We start from the raw sequence: 16,674 nt of genomic DNA, 5'->3' as shown, positions 1-16,674 counted from the left end.
TTACAATTGGAATTGATTCCATGAACGGGCCCTTCAATCCTTCCGTTCGCGACTTTTCGAAGCTCGTCGCAGCCAAGATCGAAGACATCCGGCCGAGACTGCTCGACCTCACATCAAAAAATCCGCTCGTTAACATGAGCTTCGACGGGCGCTCGGCAAGCCAGATACGGGTTGTCGACGAGCTTCCTGACCGGCTGTTTTACAGCATCAACAACGATGGTTCATTGAAGTTTAGGCCGTTGCCTTCTCTTGAAGAGGACGCCAAGGACGAGCTGTCTCCGCAGTTCGTGGAAGCGGTCTCGATCGCTCTTCGAACGGACGAGGAGTATCTTGACGAAACGAAGGTGCTTGATCCCGAGGCGCTCGAATACGCGGATCGGCTCCGTAGAGCCGAGCGTGCACTAAAAGATCGCGTCCGAGAGACGCTGCGGATGCCTAAGCGGGTTACTCGCAAGGACGAGTCGCTGGCCCAGCACGCTAAGAACAACGGCATCAACCCGAGCTTCGAACTTCCGCCTCCGGATATGGACGTCGAGGACGATCGCCATGACGACGATCACGTCCAGACGCTGCTTCTAGGTCCAGACCTCGAGCGCAAGCTGAACGCGCTCATTACCAAGGCGCGGACGGCGCAGCAGGAAACAGGGCTCAATCWCCTGCGGGGAGCATTCGGATTTCTCGAATGGAAAGACCCTGCACGGGCCGATGACCGGACATATCTGTCGCCGCTAGTTCTTGCTCCAGTGGTCGTCGAACGGAAGAAAAGTCCGGGCGGCCCGATCTTCTCCGTCGAAGGTACGGGTGAGGAGGCGGAAACCAATCTCGTCCTGCGGGAGAAGTTCAAGCGCGAGTTCAACATAGAGCTGCCATCGTTCACGGGCGGTTCACTCGAAGAATACTTCGACGAAATCAGCCAGATCAAACATGCCAAGCTGCCCTGGCAGGTCCGCCGGCGGATAACATTCTCCGTGTTCCCGGCCGCTCGCATGGCGATGTACGAAGACCTGGATCCGGAAAGCTCCGATTTTTCTAAGAACGGAATTGTGGAGTCCATTCTGGTCGGCTCGGAGACTTCCGAGGCTGGAGCAATCGCTGAAGAATACGAGGTCGACGCCCCTGACGTCGAGGCAGAGGTTCCGCATCTCGTCAAGAAGGCGGACGCGAGCCAGTTCAGCGTTCTCGTGGACGTAGCCCGCGGCCGCAATCTCGCGGTCGAGGGCCCGCCCGGCACCGGCAAGTCAGACACCATCGTCAACGCCATCGCGACCGCTCTCGCCAAGGGCAAAAAGGTTCTGTTCGTCGCGGAAAAGTCGGCGGCCCTCGAGGTTGTGCACAGTCGCCTCGAGGCGGTCGGATTGGGCGAGTTCGTTCTCCCGCTGCTTGCAGGCAAGAGTTCCAAAGACGAGTTCATGCGCTCGATCCGAGACCGCATCGGGCTACGCGAACATCTCCCCAGGGAGCTCAAGGAAAACCGGGACCGGTTCGTCGACGTCCGTGAAAAGCTGTCACGCTATGTGGCGATCCTCGCAAGCGAATGGGAGAACACGGGAGAGACAGTGCACCGCGTTCTCGGACGCGCGATAGCAACCCAGCACCTGCTAGACGCCATGTCCCCAGTCGCGTTGTCCGAACATGCGATTCCTGCTCGAGAATTCAGGCATCATGAAATCCAAGAGCTGGTCGCTAGCGTGGGCTGGCTGTCCGAAGCGAGCGCGACGCCCATGTCGGCTCGCGCACATTGGGAAGGCACGAACAGCCTCGACACGAGTCAGTTCAAGAGTTCGGCGATCCTCGCGTTGGCTCACCGCACGTCGGAAGCATATCGGGAACTGGACGCAGCAGCCGAGCACCTACGCCGCGCCGGCGTCGACGGCGCTCTTTCCATCGAGGACATCGCAGCCATCGAAGGTTTGGCGGCTGCCATCCGAAACCTCCTCAAGGGAGAACTCACAGAAGACGATGCGAGAATAGCGACGTTCGACTCGCCGGTCGAGCTCGGGAAATTTTTCTCCGATTGCGAAGCCGCCCGCTTGCTCGCATCGACGCTTGCAACGACGCTGGTCGATCCTCTCGATGACGACGTGGCGTCGAAGCTGGAACGGATTTATGAGATCTGCCGGTCGGCGAAACAGTCGCTGGACGCTGCGGATCGGGCTGTCGAAATATCCGTCATCGAAGCGACGATCGCCGATTTTGCCAAATCCCTGGCTGCTGCGATGGACTTCGTCGCCGAATATCCTCCTGCCGGAAACTGGACGGTCGCGACGTTGCGGAGGATAGGCGATCTGGTACAAACCTCCCGAGCCGACGTGTTGCGGTTGAGGTCGTCGATGCTTGCGGACGCAGGAGCCGTCGCAACGTTGAAGACCATGGTCACCGCCGGACTCGAGCTCCGGGACAAGCGACGTGCCCTGGAAGCTGGCATCTCACTTCGGTCGGACATGCGTCCGTCGGATATCGACGGGCATCTCGCGGCGATCCGAAGCGCCGGCCCGCTCAGTTTTCTCTCGTCCAAATACAAAGACGCGAAGTCATTCTACGCCGCTATCTCGAAATCCGGAAAGTTTGAGAAGCAGGCAGCGATCCAACACCTCGACGCTGCTCGCAGCCAGCTCGACGAGGAGGCTCGTTTCAATGCTAGGGCCGCGAACAGCGGCGTCTTCGGAACGCATTTCGACGGGGTAGAGACGGATTTCAACGGCTTCGCTCAGCTAGCCGCTTACTACGACGGCGTCGACGCCGGCTTCAGCGGATATGGCAATCGCGAAGTGCGCGAATTCTTGAAGACGGAGAGGCTAGAAATCCTCTCGGGCACTCCCAGATTACAAGATCTGCCGCCGGAGACCGTCCTCAACGATCTGGAAGGGACCCGTGCGACGCTCGTCGCCAATCTCGAAGGGATCAAAGCGACAGATGCGGAGATGACCCGTCTCTGCAAAATATTCCGCCGTGCCGACGCTGTTCAGCCATCCCACCTCAAGCAGCTTGCCGATAGGGTGTCTAGTCTTCAACATTCGATAAGCAGCCTCGATGCCAGTTCTCTCGCTTCCGTTCTGGGCGGTCGGTTCTCCGGTTGGAAGACGGACGGCCAGGAACTAAGGCATCTTGTCGAAGTTGCGAACCTCCTGGAGCGATACGCGTTCGCCGATATCTTTGCCCAAGCGGCGCGACTGGGCAGACTTCAGAAGCTCCTGTCCGACTCCGCTGCGAGTTTCGAGACGGCGAAAACGACAAAGGAATTTCTGACCCGCGTTTCCGCTGAGGCCGCCGTCGACATGTCGAAAAAGATTGCCGGCATGACGTTCAGTGAGGCTTCCGAGTACCTCTCCCAAGCCGCATCCGATCCCGAGGCCCTGGGGCATTGGATAAATGTGGCCAAGACGAGGAGTGATATCGATAGGCTGGGATTGCTCGATACGGTAGACCTTCTGTCGGCGCAGACAGGCTCCACCGACGTAGCGGGACATGCGGAGGCACTCCTGCGGCGAGCCTCCGCATCACGAGTCTATGAAAGGTACGGCCGCGAGCTGGCCAACTATTCCGGTCGGCAGATCGAAGCTCTCCGGGAGCGTCTAAAGTCCTTGGACGACGACATCACGCTACTGTCGCGAAAGGCGCTGCGCCACCAATTGACGACGGGCTCGCGTCCTCCCAGCGGTAACTCGCGGGGGCGCGTTGCCGAATACACCGAAATGGGTCTGCTTGAACATCTGGTCGATCAAAAGAAGATAAGGGTCCCGGTGCGAGACATTACCAAGCGCGCAGGCCGGGCCTTGCTCAGCCTGAAGCCTTGCTGGATGATGTCGCCGTTGGCAGTGGCACAGTACATCCAGAAGAACACATTGGAATTCGACGTCTGCATCATCGACGAAGCTTCGCAGATGCCACCCGAGGATGCCATCGGCGCCCTGTTCAGAAGCCGCCAGGCGATGATCGTGGGTGACACGCAACAGCTTCCACCGACTAACTTCTTCCATAAGACCATCGCCGACACCGCTGACGACGAAGAGACCGACGCCGTGACGCAGGAGTCCGTGCTCGAGATGGCCAACAGCGCATTCCGTCCGCGCCGGATGCTCACCTGGCATTATCGCTCCAAGCATTCCGGCCTGATCAGATTCTCAAACAGCGTGATCTATCGCAACGACCTGACCGTGTTTCCCTCAGCGAACGAGGACGATCCAATGATGGGCGTCTCTCTCGTCCAAACCGGAGGCATCTACAAGGCAGGCGTAAATACGACCGAAGCTCACGCCGTTGTCGAAGCTGCCCTATCGTTCATGCGTCACGACGCGAAGCGGTCGCTTGGCATCGTGGCCGTCAACAAGGCGCAAGCCGAATACATCAACGAGCGACTCCAGTATGAAATCGCCCGCGATCGTGCTGCCGGGGATTTCGTTGACCGGTGGCTTCACGAGCGCGACGGTCTTGAGGAATTTTTCGTCAAGAATCTTGAAAATGTGCAAGGCGACGAACGCGACGTCGTATTCGTCTCGACGCTCTACGGTCCGCCGTCCGAAGGCGCGAAAGTCGCCCAGCACTTCGGACCGATAGCCGGCCCAACCGGCCGTCGGCGTCTCAACGTGCTATTCACACGGGCGAAAGAGCAGATCAAGACGTTCACGTCCATGACGCCGTCCGATATCACCGCCGAAGAGACGACGAACGCCGGGGCCTGGATGTTGAAGAGATGGCTCGAGTACAGTGCGGGCGCTCCCCTGGAAGCGGGTACGGGGACGCATGGTGCCTTCGACTCTCCACTAGAACAATTCGTGGCCGCCCAGATCGAGTCCATGGGATGCACGGCGATACCTCAGGTCGGGGCAGGGGGGTATTCGATCGATCTCGGCGTTCGCCACCCTCAGTGGCCGCATGGCTTCCTGATGGGCGTCGAATGCGATGGGGCGACTTACCATTCCTCCCGCTCGGCACGAGACCGTGACCGCCACCGGCAGGAAATTCTCGAAAGCCTGGGTTGGAATATTCACCGCGTCTGGTCGACCGACTGGTTCGACAATCCGAGACGCGAGGCCGAACGACTACGCTCGGCAATCGCCACGAGGCTCGAACAGTTGAAAACAAGACTCGCGGAACGGGCTGCCATTCCGGTTTCCCCGAGGAAATCTTCGGATCTATCCGCGCCCCCCGGCCGGACAGCCCCAGCACGTACCGAGGAAACGCAGCTCGTTCTTCCTGTCGAGCCTCTGGAGCAGCCGAAACCAGAACGACCGCCAGCGCCTCCGAAAAACGGGGTCGCGCGCCTGGGAAGCAAGGTCCGTCTTCGATACCTGGACAAGGGCCTTGAGACCTATCAGTTCACGATCGTCAAGGACCCGAGCGCGCCAGAGAAGGGATTGGTAAACCGAAACGCTCCGTTGGCGAAGGCGGTCCTGGATGCAGAGGCAGGAGACGAGCTGGAAATTCTCCTCGGCAGCCTCATTAGGAAGGCGGTCGTGGAAAGCGTAACTTGAGGTCAAACCGACAGCGTGGCGATGCCGGCGTTGAAACAAGCCACGGATACGTCGTCCAGATCAAAGATTTACAGAGGGGATTATCGTGCGTTTGATCTTAGTTCCACTTCTTCTTTGTCTGACGGCTGGCACCTCGCACGCCGATCTGGTGGGCGACGTCCGAGCATGCAAGACCGAGAGCGACTCACTGAAGCGACTGACATGCTTCGACGCGATCACAATGCCGAACTCAGGTGATGAGGCGACCGGTGCGACGACGCCCGCCAGCGCTGCCGCACCCGTCAGCCCGACTTCAAAGTCGACAGTCGAACTCACCTCGGCAAAGTTGCGAGTTCAAAACAAGAATTACCAGCGCCAGATCTTCACCGACCGCGTCGAGTTGGTGCCGACGTTCAAAAACAGTTCTAAGAAAACCGTTGTAGCGATAGCCCATACGCTCTCCATCACCGATGCGTTCGGCGACGAGATCGTTGAGGGCGAGAGCAAGCTGGACATCAAGATTCCCCCCGGTAAGACTGTCGAGAGCGAGAGCATATATTTCTGGGAAGACAATCAGTTCATCCAGGGAGAGCCCTACGACAAGCTTACCGGGCCGGTCTCCACAGGCACGGCGAAAGCTACCCTCAATGTCACGAAGGTCGTCTACGGCGATGGGACGTCGGAAAACTTTTAGGCGAAACATAGAAAGATCACATCGCGAAGGGCGCGGCAAAGGCATCGGCGTTCGCCTCCAAACGTCCACAAGAAACCCGCTGGTCGCTAATAGGAGCCGCGGCGGGCTTCGTTGTAGGCCTGCTCGCAGGTGGAGTTGGCATAGCCGCGATGGGGGGAGCGATTGGCGTCCCTGCCGCGGTGATCCTTGCACTGTTGGGAGGCGCCATTGGAAATCGTTATGGGATTTCGAAGGATCGTCCGCTGTCGTAGGAACGATAAATGTTATTTCGTTTAGAAGCTTTAGTCTTCTGGACTCTTCATCACGCGTTATCGGCGAACTCACAGTGGAGTTGAAGCCGTTTACCGTGCCTTCGTAAGTAATCGGAGACTACTTGCGGCGGCTCGACGGCCGTGCATCTATTGCCGCCTCTGGGGTAGGTGTCATGAACTCGCTTGGATATTTGATTTTTGGTGCGGCCCTACTGGGTCTTGTAGGTGTTCGCCCTGCCGAAGCACAGCTCGCGTATGAGATGCACAGCACGGACACCGGCAGCCGTTTCGTCACCGTCAGCGGCTCGTTCGATGACGAAGATGATCTGTCGAAATTCAAGGATTTGGTGGCAACCGAACATCCGACTGTCGTCGGCTTCGATAGTCCGGGAGGCAACGTCGTAAAGGCGATCGAGCTTGGACGTCTTATCCGGTCGCTTGGTCTCTCCACCCTCCAGGTTCGTCAATCCGAATGCGCTTCGGCGTGCTCACTGGCGTTCATGGGAGGCGTCGGGCGGTTCGCCGAGCCTGGCTCGATCGGCGTGCACAAGTCATCGTTCAGCAATTCCGAAGGTGTGCCTGTCGCCGACGCCGTGTCACAGATCCAGCAGCTCACTGCCGAGATCATCGGATACATGACGGAGATGGGCGTCGACCCCGGCCTGCTGCAGCTCGCATTCAGCTATAACAGCGACGATATTCGATATCTCTCGGGCAGCGAGATGTCACGGTACAGGCTCACGACGTCGTCAACMACCGACCGTTCCACAGTTCGTGTCGAACCACCAAAGAGCGATCCCTCTCCGACTTCTCGCGATCGCGGTGGGGTCGTCGCGTCTCTCGACGTGCCGGTCGCGCGCTCCGGTACTGTAAGATATCCGAAAGGCGAAGCGGCATTGAAGAAGGCTGCCGATCCGGATTCGAAGTCCATCGCCCTTGTTCGAAACGGCACCCCTGTCAGTGTCGACCAGGTTGTCGGAGATTGGTACGCGGTAACGGTTGGTCGGCAGAGCGGATACATGCATTACACCTGGGTTCGTGTAGACCAGTTCGACGAGGATGCGGGCGACAGGCGCTACGTCCAGGTGAAAAGCCTAAGTTCCCTCCCGGCTGCCGAATCCTTCATCAAGAGTTCGCCGGTTCCCCTCGTCGCGCACCTGACCGCAAAGAACTGGTTCGCGATCACGTTGAAAGATACCTACGCAGAGCAGGAGGCGAAGGACGTCGCGAATGCGCTCAAGGCCCACGGACTGATCGCCAAGGATTCAATCGTCACCTTGGGAAATACCTATGTCCGCAGGGTTTGTTGCGAGTAGTCCTGTGCCAAGCGCGTTCGTGATGCCGGACCGCACAGAAGACGTCAGCCGTGCAATTGCGCGAACCTCGCGGTTGTATGAAAGTTTTCTACCGTAGTGTCGCTCGATTTTGTTCGTTTTCGGATCCATGTCCGGAAAGGTCAATCCTTTCTAATATCTGGCTTGGCACCTACGGCAAGAAGCCATTGTGGACCGGAATGAGCGGTTGACTACCACATCTCAGCGACTTAGTGCCGAAGCGAACACCATCAAAAATGGCTGTGCAAAACACTTGGCGCTCTTCCAGCGCGCCTCGACTTTCGATTGAACTGCGCGGCACCATCGCCTTGTCTTCTGAGGAGAAAGGCTATGAAACCATATATCATGCTGCTGTCGGTACTGCTGGCAGGTTGTGCTGAAGCGGTCAGTCTGCAAGGCGCGAAGCGTTATCAAAGCAGTGTGGAGTCGGCTTCATACGATCAAATCAAGCACCAGCTTTCACGATCGATCGATGATCCATATTCGATCCCCGCCTTTGCAAACATTTCCGGCGCTACTCTCAACTACAACGGTTCGCTCAGTGCTTCGCCCAAGAGAACGTTCGCACCGACCGGCGTCACAAGCGAGGTTGCCCTAAGTGTTGGTTCGTTTTCCAGTTCGTCGAACCTGACGGTGACGCCTGTTAACAGCGCCAAGGCGGTTCAGGTTATGCGCGACCTCTACGCCAACGCCGTGGTTGGAACACCGATGCAGCAGGCTGACCTCGCCGCGCTGACTACCAAGCCTCCGGCGCCTGGTTGGTTGCACCACAGCACATCGCCCGCACGCCCGCGCGACTGCGCGACGTCCTCGAAAGACTGCATAGCTCTGGGCAAGTACGGGAAATACTACCTATTTTCTCAGGATGGCCGGGCTTACAGCGACTTCGCTTTGGCAGTTCTTCAAGCGATGACTTTCGTTGAGGCGACGGTGTCATTGCCGTCAGAGCCCGTAAAGGGGAAGAAACCGGCACGCTCCTCCAGGCGGATCCAAAGCGACGGCCTCATAACACCTACATACAATCCACCAGTTCTCCTTCAATCGCAGTGATGCGATCTGCTTTCGGTATCTGTTCAGCCTGCTAAGGGACATCGTCGTCGGTGCTGTTGGAAACCGCTATGGCATATCTTTGAAGTGTCATCCCTACATCATGTCAGCGTCGAGCCATATGCTGATAGCAAATCATTCGCTGATCTAAAAACTATCTCCGGAAATGAGGCAAGAGCGGCGAACCGCCTGTCTGAAAGGCGAACAGGGCCTTGAGTTGTAACGAATTCGCGAAAACGTTATAACGCGGTCCTTCGCGAGCGCTCGCCACTCGTCGGGGGTATGAAGGTTGAGATCGATTCGGCGGCCCTGACGGCTAGTCGATCATCGGCCGTGGCGAGCCATCTCCACGCGCGAACCTTGCCTCGGCGCCTCTCCCACAATCCGGGCAGGCCGGATCCTTCCTCGGATTGACGAAGCTGAGCCTTCTTTCCAACGGTCGTCCTCGTATGGTGCCTTGGAACGCATCGTCGCTGGTCATGCCGGTAATGTAGAACAGGAAGTCGTTCGCCGCCTGAGACGCGCTAAGTGCATTCAGGGTGATGACGCTCGGTGCGGCCGCATCGTGCCCGTCGACATAGCGTTGGCGTCTGGCAACTTCCGCTGGGGTGCTCTCTTCCCTCAGTTTTACACGGTCGATCGCCTGGTTGCAGAGAAGGCATCCGGCGTGGGGCGTCACGAGCCTTGCCGTGGTATGAATGTTCTCGATCGATCCGCTGGTTTCGTCGACTTGAATGCGGCTACCAAGCTGGACGCCAGGGATCAGATACTGGTGGACAAGAGCATTGAAGAGCCTTCGAGCCCTATGACCGTCCGCGGCAAGGAAGATGTAGTCGCAATCCTTGATGGCGTCGGCCACCGCTGCTTCCTCCATGGAGGTGTAATGGCGTTGCACGATCGCACTTCGATTTGCCTTTCGGATCACCCGCCGAGCAAGATCTATCTTCCGGGTCGCCAGCTTGCCGCCAATGGCTCGGAGCCATGCCGGACGACCATCGGCGGTCAGCCACGCCATCGCATCAAACCCGGTGGCGTCGACAAGTCGAGGAACGTTGCTGGGCTGTACCCGGTCCGGATCCACGAGAACGAAGGAACCTACGCCGAGGCGGCCGAGCAGTTCGGCAAGGAGCGAGCCGACCCCTCCCAATCCTATGATCGCCACGCGGGTTCTCGAAAGGATCGCCTGGCCGTTGCTTCCAAACATCCTGACCTGACGGTCGTAGCGCTGCTTGTAGGCAAAGGACTCGACCTTGGGCTCGGGTCGCAATTCCCGGCGCGTCGGTCCGACCACGACCATTCGATCAACGACGAGTCTCTGCTGGCCGGGAAGCCAGATGTCGCCCGCGACGGCGTCTTCGGCAAACACGAGCGAACCGACCGGCATGCCTTCGACCAGGTCGAGGAGTGCAGGGAAGCCCCGTTCGTGCGATTCCACGTCGACGTCGGAAAAAGCCACGCGCCCGCGTCCGCCATGATTGTGCACGGCAAGATAAACGAGCTTCTCGTCTCTGCAGATTCGGGCCTGTCTCATGATGAACGGTGCTACGAGCTTCCTGTAGCCGCGGGTGCCAGGGACCCAGTCGCGGCCCTCCTCTGCAAGGACCACCGAGCGGACCGTCAAAACGGGGCCGGCCGGAGTATGCAGAAGGCCCGCATGCAAGATCGCTCCGTGCTCGTCGTGATCACCGGGAAAGAGGTGGCCATGGAGCATCTGATACATCGGTGCAGTCATACGGATTTCACAGGTGGTCATTGGGTCAGCATCCATTGCAAGACGGTGAGAAGCTTTCGCAGAGGGGTTTCGTGCGAAAACGAACTTTGATTGCGTTGACGCCTCGACACCATGACGGCAACGCGAGCCTCATCGGGAGCTGCGGTCGGTGGGAACTGATTGCCCGAGTGCAGGGGAGCGGAGAGCGCCACTCCATCGATCCTGCTCAGTTCGCCCGTGACGTAGAAGGGATAGGTATCGTCGTCCGGGCACGCGTTCGACAACAGGAAGCCGATCCACGTGTTCTCCTGGCTGTAGGGTGCGCCCAGAGGCACGTTTTCCACGATGACGTTGGCGCCACCGTCGCCGGTGGGCATGACGATTACGTCATGCCCGACGAAATGGGCCCTGATTGCATTGATCGCGATTACGACCCCGGTCTTAAGCTCCATCATCTTAGYTGTCCTCGTGATGATCGACGGCTCCGAAGCGCTCGCCGCCCTTGACGTAAACGGGATCGTTGTCGCCGATGAGCTGGGTATCGCCGTTAGGGAGTTCCTGATCGAGAACGAAGTCCTCGCGGATATTCCCGCCCTGGGCGATGGCCGCCGACTTGATCTCGCGTCCGGTCGTCCAACCGCGACGCATGGTGACTTTGTTCTTGTTGACCGTGATCGTCGCCTGCGGGCGAGACACGATGCGGAGATGCTCAGTGCCGTCGCCCTGGAAGTCGATGTTCGTTCCGTCGTCGACGATCTCGTCGGCGCTCTCGCTACGTTCTAGCTTGAACACCTGATCGTCGCGCAGAACGCAGATCTGGCGAAGTTCCGTCTCATCGATTGCGGCAGCGCCCCATTCGAAGACTCGGTCTTCCACCGAGAAGCGGAAGATGCGGTCGCCTTTGAATGCCCTGAAGGCTCCGACGTCATCATCCTTCAGGTCGAATTTAGTTTCGCTGTCGACCGCCAAAGTGCGGCGGTCGAAGATGCGGATGAGAATGTGCTCGTTGGCGGGTCGATGTCCCGATTTTTCGAGAATTTCACGATCGTCGATCGTGCGGTCCGTGGATGGATATTGCGTGTAGTTTACGACGAAGTTGAAGGCCTTTTTGGACTTTGCATCGTCATTGATTTCAACCGTGCTCATGCGGCGGATCCCTGTTCCAGCTTGACACCATGTCGTGCTTTCACAAGGTTGATCGTTTCAGGTGCCATAACCCGGAAGGGGGCTTGTCAACTTTTTCTCAACTATTCTGATCCGGTGCGGGACACATGAAAAAGTAGCGGCAGCGAGGACATGAAAAATCGCTCGGGCTCGGTGGAAAATGGCCGGAATGGATGCTGCTAAGCGCCTTGGCAGTGGTTTCGAGGCGATTGCGCCTTTTCGCGTCGGTCTGATCGATCGGATTCTTTTCGCCCCCGATAAGGTGGAAGGTTTCAAGCCTGAAGCCATGTCCAATATGAAGGCGAGCGGCTTCTAACATGATGGTGTGGGATATCTTGTCGGCCTCGCTGCTGGAAATCTTGCCGCGACGAATAGTTGTGAGGACTTGTCCTCCAGCGGTGGTCACGATCGAATCCGKAGTGGCCGTCACTTTGCGGCCGCCGATGTCGATGCTCAGCCCTGACGGTTCTCCGCGAGCCGCGAGGATGGGCATCAGCGACTGCAGCATCCCTTCCACGAGCGATCGGTAGGCCGCTTCGAAGACGTGCCCCTCGATATTGCTCGCCTKCCATGCAGTTTCGAACACGTCGCGCATCTCAGTTTCCGAGAGCGGGCGCCCGGCCTCTCTCGCCGCCCTGATGACCGAAGAGAGACAGCTATGGGCACGCAGATAGGCACCGCGCTCGAGACTTCCACGCAGCTCGGCAATTTTGTCGTAGTAGAACTGGCGGCCACAGGATTCATAGGATTCGATGTCGTTCGCCGTAAGCTCGATGGGGGGCGGAGGGAAGTTGATCGGGCGAGGGGGTGTTCGGGGGATCGCTCGCTCGATGGTCTCGTTGAGCTGCGAACTGGCAATGCTGATCTTCTCGAGCAGAGTTGAAGGATTCGAATTCCTTCCGGAGTTCGTCGCCGGCCGATAGAGATGCAGGTGGGTCTTCGCCCGCGACAATGCCACGAAAAACAAACACTCTTCTTCGGCAAGATGCGCATCAACTTCGACGACGTCGGCAACGAGTCCTTCCGGCGGCGGACATGCGTCCGGCCGATTGGCAGCCGGGATCGTCCCGCGTTTCAAGTGCGGAAGATGTACGGCCTCGAATTCCAATCCCTTGCTTGCGTGGATGGTCATCAGATGCACGCCATCCGTCTGGGCCAGTTCCTCCGGTAATTTTCTCAGATCGCGGTCGTCGGATAGAAGCACCAGATGTCGGACGCGTTGTAGACCGCGGGCGATTGGAGACTTGCTGCCCGTAAGGGGCATCGTGCGCAGCGCGTCCACGAGCTGACGCACGGCCACCCGACGCGTTGCGTCGGCAGGACCTGAACCGTTAAGAAGCGACGTCATGTAGCCGCTGCGTTCGAAGAGATATTCCATCAATACGAGCCACGGCGTCGTACCGGCGTCGAATCCCTCGATATGAGAGGCTAGCGTGGCAAACGAGTCTCTGGCGGCTTCGCTTATGTCGCTTACCTCGTTCACACGCCGAAGAAGCTGGATGGGCTTGCAGTCCAAAGATCGAGCTGCCGCCAGGAACCGAACGAGGTCTGGGACAGGAATCTTGTATTCCGGAAAAGTGCCGACTCTGAAGAGTGTCGAGCCGTCGTGCACCAGAAGGGATAGCAATGACAGAAGGTCGCGGACTTCCGGTCTGTCGAACAGCGGCCCCAGGTAAAGGACCGGAATGCCTCGGGCCTCGAGCTCCTCGGCGACGTCGGCGAGAACTCCGTTGGTCCGTGCGATGACAGCCTGCTGGTTCAGACGGACGCCGTCTCGCTCCAGCTTTCTGATGCTGGCCGCGAGTCTTCCCATTTCGTCGTCCGGATCTCTGGCAACCACATAGGACGGCGGAACGCCTCCGGAGCGATCTGGCGCGAGATCGAGGGGCAGGGCATAGGAGGAGACAAGCATCTTGTTCCCGAAGGACTGGAAGAGCGACAAGATGGGTTTTGTCGAACGGTAGTTGGTTTCGAGCTTGTCTCGTACTCCTGCCGGGTAGTCCTGCCCGAAACGCGCCATGTTGCGGGTTGAGGCACCGCGAAAACGGTAGATCGATTGTCGGGAATCTCCGACAGCCCATAGACGCTCCCCGTCGCCTGCGATGCCTTTGACGAGCATCGCGCTCGCACGGTTGATATCCTGATATTCGTCGACGAGAACCCACTTGTAGCTGTTCGAAATCGTCTGGCGGAAGGACTCGTCTTTGGCCAGCATCAGCGCCGGCTTCATCACCAGGTCACCGTAGTCGACGGCTTTCTGTTCTGCCAGGATAGCCTCGTATTGCTCGTATACCAACGCGACTTCCTGGGCCTTCTTCGCGGCGATCAGCCGGTCCGTGTCATTCGGATCCGTCGACTGCAGCATGGACTGCGCAAGTGCCATATACTCCGCCGGGCCGACGAGTTCGTCCTTTGCTCGAGAAACCGCTCTCAAGATGTCGCGAAGTGCGAGGGCCGGTTCGAACAGATTTTGCATATGAACGATCGGCAGTGCCGGAAGCGTATCCTCGAGCAGGCTGATCGCCTCGCTGGTGTCGACCAGCCGTGGGTTCTGTCCACGCCTGAAAATGTCGTGGTGCTTCCGAAGCAGCTCCAGCCCGAATGCGTGGAAGGTTCCAGTCCAGATGTTGGTAGCGGCTGGCCCGGTCGCCGCTTCGACACGATCGGCGATTTCTTCCGCAGCCTTGTTCGAGAAGGTCAGCGCAAGGATCTCGTCGGGGCGGGCTAGCCCCTTCGAGATCAGTCGAACGATGCGCTCAACCAGCGTCTTTGTCTTTCCCGTTCCTGGACCGGCTTCCAGAAGAAATGGAGTGCCCAGATGATCGGCGGCCCTCTCTTGAGACGGGTTGAGACCGCGTGACGCCGATTGAGAAGATTCGATCTTCGGCGGTTGCTCGGGAAGCAGAAGGGCGTCTGCCAGTTGCTGGTAAACGAGTTCCCGGTTCAGGCCCAGCGAGCGCGCGATCGCATGAGCTCGTTTTCCCTCCTCGAACATCCGCCTTGCTAATCGGCGCGGAAAAAGCAGTTCGCGCGCAAACGCGTTGGCTTGGACTTCGCGACGCTCTCGCTTGCTGTAGGCGTCGACGCGCCGAAGGGGATCGCGAGACTCGTCATTCGCGTAGTTTTCATCTGTCCGCACTTCGCTTTCGAGATGGACGACGAAGTGACCGATTTCGTGCGCGATGATTTCGTTCTTCGTCTCCTGCGAAAGGGCGCTTGAGACGAAGATCGTGTTGAACTTCCTTTTTAKAACTCCGAGACCTCCGGCCAGGACCGGATCTGCGGGCTCGACGTCTTCCACGATCAGACGTCGCTCACCTAGTGCGAGCTCGATGACGCGCGGCGCGGGGAGATCGGAAAACTGTTCATCGATCTTGCGGCGGAGAAGAAGCGCTGCTTGGCGAACTGAACTGATGCTTTCCATTGCCCTATTCCGATAGGCTCAGCCATTTTTCCTTACGCTCGGCCGACATTGACGACGAGCGGACGGCGTCTGCGAATGTTTGCTTCTGACCAACGACGGGAGTTCCGTCGGAACGGAAGTCAGACGCACCTATCGCCTGTTGCTGGTCCAAATAGCCTAGGAGTGTGCCAGGCGACACTTTGAGTTCGTCAGCAAGACGGCGGATGAGCAACATCGGTATGCTGGTCGCTTTCAAGAGACGCTCCGCGAATTTGACCATTATGTTCATGGAAAGATCGCAACGAGCGGCGATGTCGCGCAGTTCTAACGGGTCTTTACCTTCGAACGGGTCGGTCTTTTCCGGTTGCAAATTCCACAGTCGCGACAGATCCGGCGCCGGGAGAGGCGCATAGACTTCCACATCCTCATCACGGTGGCTCTGCCAGGCCGCCGCAAAAGCCGTGATTGCGTCCGCGTGCTCCGGATACCTGGCTATTGCATCCGCGACGGCTTGAGCAGAAAACTGTCCGTCCTCCACCAGATCAAAGAGAATGTCTTCGATGTCGTCGTGTTGCGTCATGGGTTGCTCCCCTCGTCATCCGAGAGTTTTTTCTTGGCATTGGTAATCAACTGGCGAATCCGACGATCGCTTACATTCATTGCTTTTGCTGCAGTCATTTCGTCAGGGTCGTTCGAGGTTTCCTTGAGACCTTTTCCGTAGACGTTCATGATTGCTTCCTGTTCTCGCCCTGTGAGCTTTCCCATGGCGTTGTCCAGTTGCGCCGACGCTTCCGCCTTGGCGAGCACCGGCGGCTGATTGGCATGGTGGATATTGTCTATGGCGTCAGTTGAGGACATGTCGTTGGTCACAAATTCGGACTCATTTCGCTCAACTCGGACACGTCGTTCCGATTTCCGGATCTCATCTACAGTCTTTGCATCGACGGCGAGATTGAACATTGTCTCGAGCACGTCGAGCTTTTCGTCGTTGGTGTATAAAAGCTCGATCATCCATCCCTGGACTTCGTGTCGTATATGGTCGCGGCGGTTGTCGGCCATGCCTCGGCACTTTCGCGCAACTGCTGCGTCGAGACGCGCGAGCAGCTCCAGGACTGCATTGTTGTACCACGCGCTCTCCCTGTTCGGGCGGAGATGGCGACAGAAGTAAATGAGGCAGGAAACCGAGACGTGCTGAACATTCCTTTCAAACTCATCGATCGGTCGGTCCATCGCGCGAACAATTTCAGCGACCGCTTCCGGAGATCGCTGATACAAGGTTCCATCTCTTTTCCGCTTCGTCAGAGGAGCGAGATCGGCCTCAGTCGTCCCGAACGGTTGACTTTMCACCATGCTACAAGCTTTCAATCGTTTCTCGGATCGAAAGTCGGAACCCCCGAACGAAACTTTTTCGGGAAAAACGAATTCGACATCTCAACCAGAGAGGAAGCACTGATTCGCGTTTGGCGAAAAGAGAAGTTCGAGTTTTCAACGAAAGGTTCAATTAAAGTCAGTTGCGATCGCCTTTGCACGAGCATGGCTGTGGTGTCGAATGTCCGCCTACTGTCTATTATAGATCGCGAGCCGAGATCCAAGCGACGTTAGGCCGCAAGTGCCGTTGGC

10 protein-coding genes are annotated in these 16,674 nt (G+C 58.1%); 4 read left to right on the top strand and 6 right to left on the bottom strand.

Features of this window, described 5'->3' with window-relative positions; all coding sequences use genetic code 11:
- The first annotated feature begins 20 nt into the window (after positions 1-20).
- The 4 genes from AC1DNW_RS28930 to AC1DNW_RS28915 all read left to right on the top strand — a co-directional run bounded on the left by AC1DNW_RS28930 (position 21) and on the right by AC1DNW_RS28915 (position 8,779).
- The gene (locus tag AC1DNW_RS28930; protein WP_477855171.1) at positions 21-5,471 is read left to right on the top strand and encodes a DUF4011 domain-containing protein; all 5,451 of its coding nucleotides are present in this window, start codon (positions 21-23) and stop codon (positions 5,469-5,471) included.
- A 220-nt stretch (positions 5,472-5,691) separates the two neighbouring features.
- Positions 5,692-6,144: a hypothetical protein gene (locus AC1DNW_RS28925; protein ID WP_477855170.1), complete on the top strand. Its 453-nt coding sequence runs from the start codon at positions 5,692-5,694 to the stop codon at positions 6,142-6,144.
- Positions 6,145-6,568: 424 nt separating this feature from the next.
- A complete protein-coding gene (locus tag AC1DNW_RS28920) occupies positions 6,569-7,711 on the top strand; it encodes an SH3 domain-containing protein (protein ID WP_477855169.1) in 1,143 nt (380 codons plus the stop codon).
- Between the two features lie 348 nt (positions 7,712-8,059).
- Entirely contained in the window at positions 8,060-8,779 is a 720-nt protein-coding gene (locus tag AC1DNW_RS28915; protein ID WP_477855168.1) for a hypothetical protein, read from the top strand.
- A 313-nt stretch (positions 8,780-9,092) separates the two neighbouring features.
- On the opposite strand, the gene AC1DNW_RS28910 is transcribed toward AC1DNW_RS28915, so the two are convergent.
- The 6 genes from AC1DNW_RS28910 to AC1DNW_RS28885 all read right to left on the bottom strand — a co-directional run bounded on the left by AC1DNW_RS28910 (position 9,093) and on the right by AC1DNW_RS28885 (position 16,329).
- Positions 9,093-10,529: a HesA/MoeB/ThiF family protein gene (locus AC1DNW_RS28910; protein ID WP_477855167.1), complete on the bottom strand. Its 1,437-nt coding sequence runs from the start codon at positions 10,527-10,529 to the stop codon at positions 9,093-9,095.
- Positions 10,526-10,942 (bottom strand): hypothetical protein, encoded by a 417-nt coding sequence (locus AC1DNW_RS28905; protein WP_477855166.1) that lies wholly within the window; start codon positions 10,940-10,942, stop codon positions 10,526-10,528. The genes AC1DNW_RS28910 and AC1DNW_RS28905 overlap by 4 nt, the downstream gene beginning before the upstream one ends.
- 1 nt (position 10,943) lies before the next feature.
- Positions 10,944-11,633, bottom strand: a complete 690-nt coding sequence (locus AC1DNW_RS28900; RefSeq protein ID WP_477855165.1) for a hypothetical protein — start codon at positions 11,631-11,633, stop codon at positions 10,944-10,946.
- Positions 11,634-11,730: 97 nt separating this feature from the next.
- The gene (locus tag AC1DNW_RS28895) at positions 11,731-15,075 is read right to left on the bottom strand and encodes a UvrD-helicase domain-containing protein (protein WP_477855164.1); all 3,345 of its coding nucleotides are present in this window, start codon (positions 15,073-15,075) and stop codon (positions 11,731-11,733) included.
- Positions 15,076-15,079: 4 nt separating this feature from the next.
- Positions 15,080-15,634 (bottom strand): hypothetical protein, encoded by a 555-nt coding sequence (locus tag AC1DNW_RS28890; RefSeq protein WP_477855163.1) that lies wholly within the window; start codon positions 15,632-15,634, stop codon positions 15,080-15,082.
- On the bottom strand, positions 15,631-16,329 hold the full coding sequence (locus AC1DNW_RS28885) for a sigma-70 RNA polymerase sigma factor region 4 domain-containing protein (protein ID WP_477855162.1): 699 nt from the start codon (positions 16,327-16,329) through the stop codon (positions 15,631-15,633). The genes AC1DNW_RS28890 and AC1DNW_RS28885 overlap by 4 nt, the downstream gene beginning before the upstream one ends.
- Between the last annotated feature and the right edge of the window lie 345 nt (positions 16,330-16,674).

This window comes from Rhizobium sp. 05L429, from assembly GCF_056397645.1.
The sequence above is the reverse complement of the archived record's forward strand: the minus strand, read 5'-3'. Positions and strand labels throughout refer to the sequence as shown.

Coding starts and splice junctions, on each gene's coding strand:
- AC1DNW_RS28890 (WP_477855163.1), bottom strand. CDS start 15,634: ATGACGCAACACGACGACATCGAAGACATTCTCTTTGATCTGGTGGAG.
- AC1DNW_RS28925 (WP_477855170.1), top strand. CDS start 5,692: ATGCCGAACTCAGGTGATGAGGCGACCGGTGCGACGACGCCCGCCAGC.
- AC1DNW_RS28910 (WP_477855167.1), bottom strand. CDS start 10,529: ATGACCACCTGTGAAATCCGTATGACTGCACCGATGTATCAGATGCTC.
- AC1DNW_RS28915 (WP_477855168.1), top strand. CDS start 8,060: ATGAAACCATATATCATGCTGCTGTCGGTACTGCTGGCAGGTTGTGCT.
- AC1DNW_RS28905 (WP_477855166.1), bottom strand. CDS start 10,942: ATGATGGAGCTTAAGACCGGGGTCGTAATCGCGATCAATGCAATCAGG.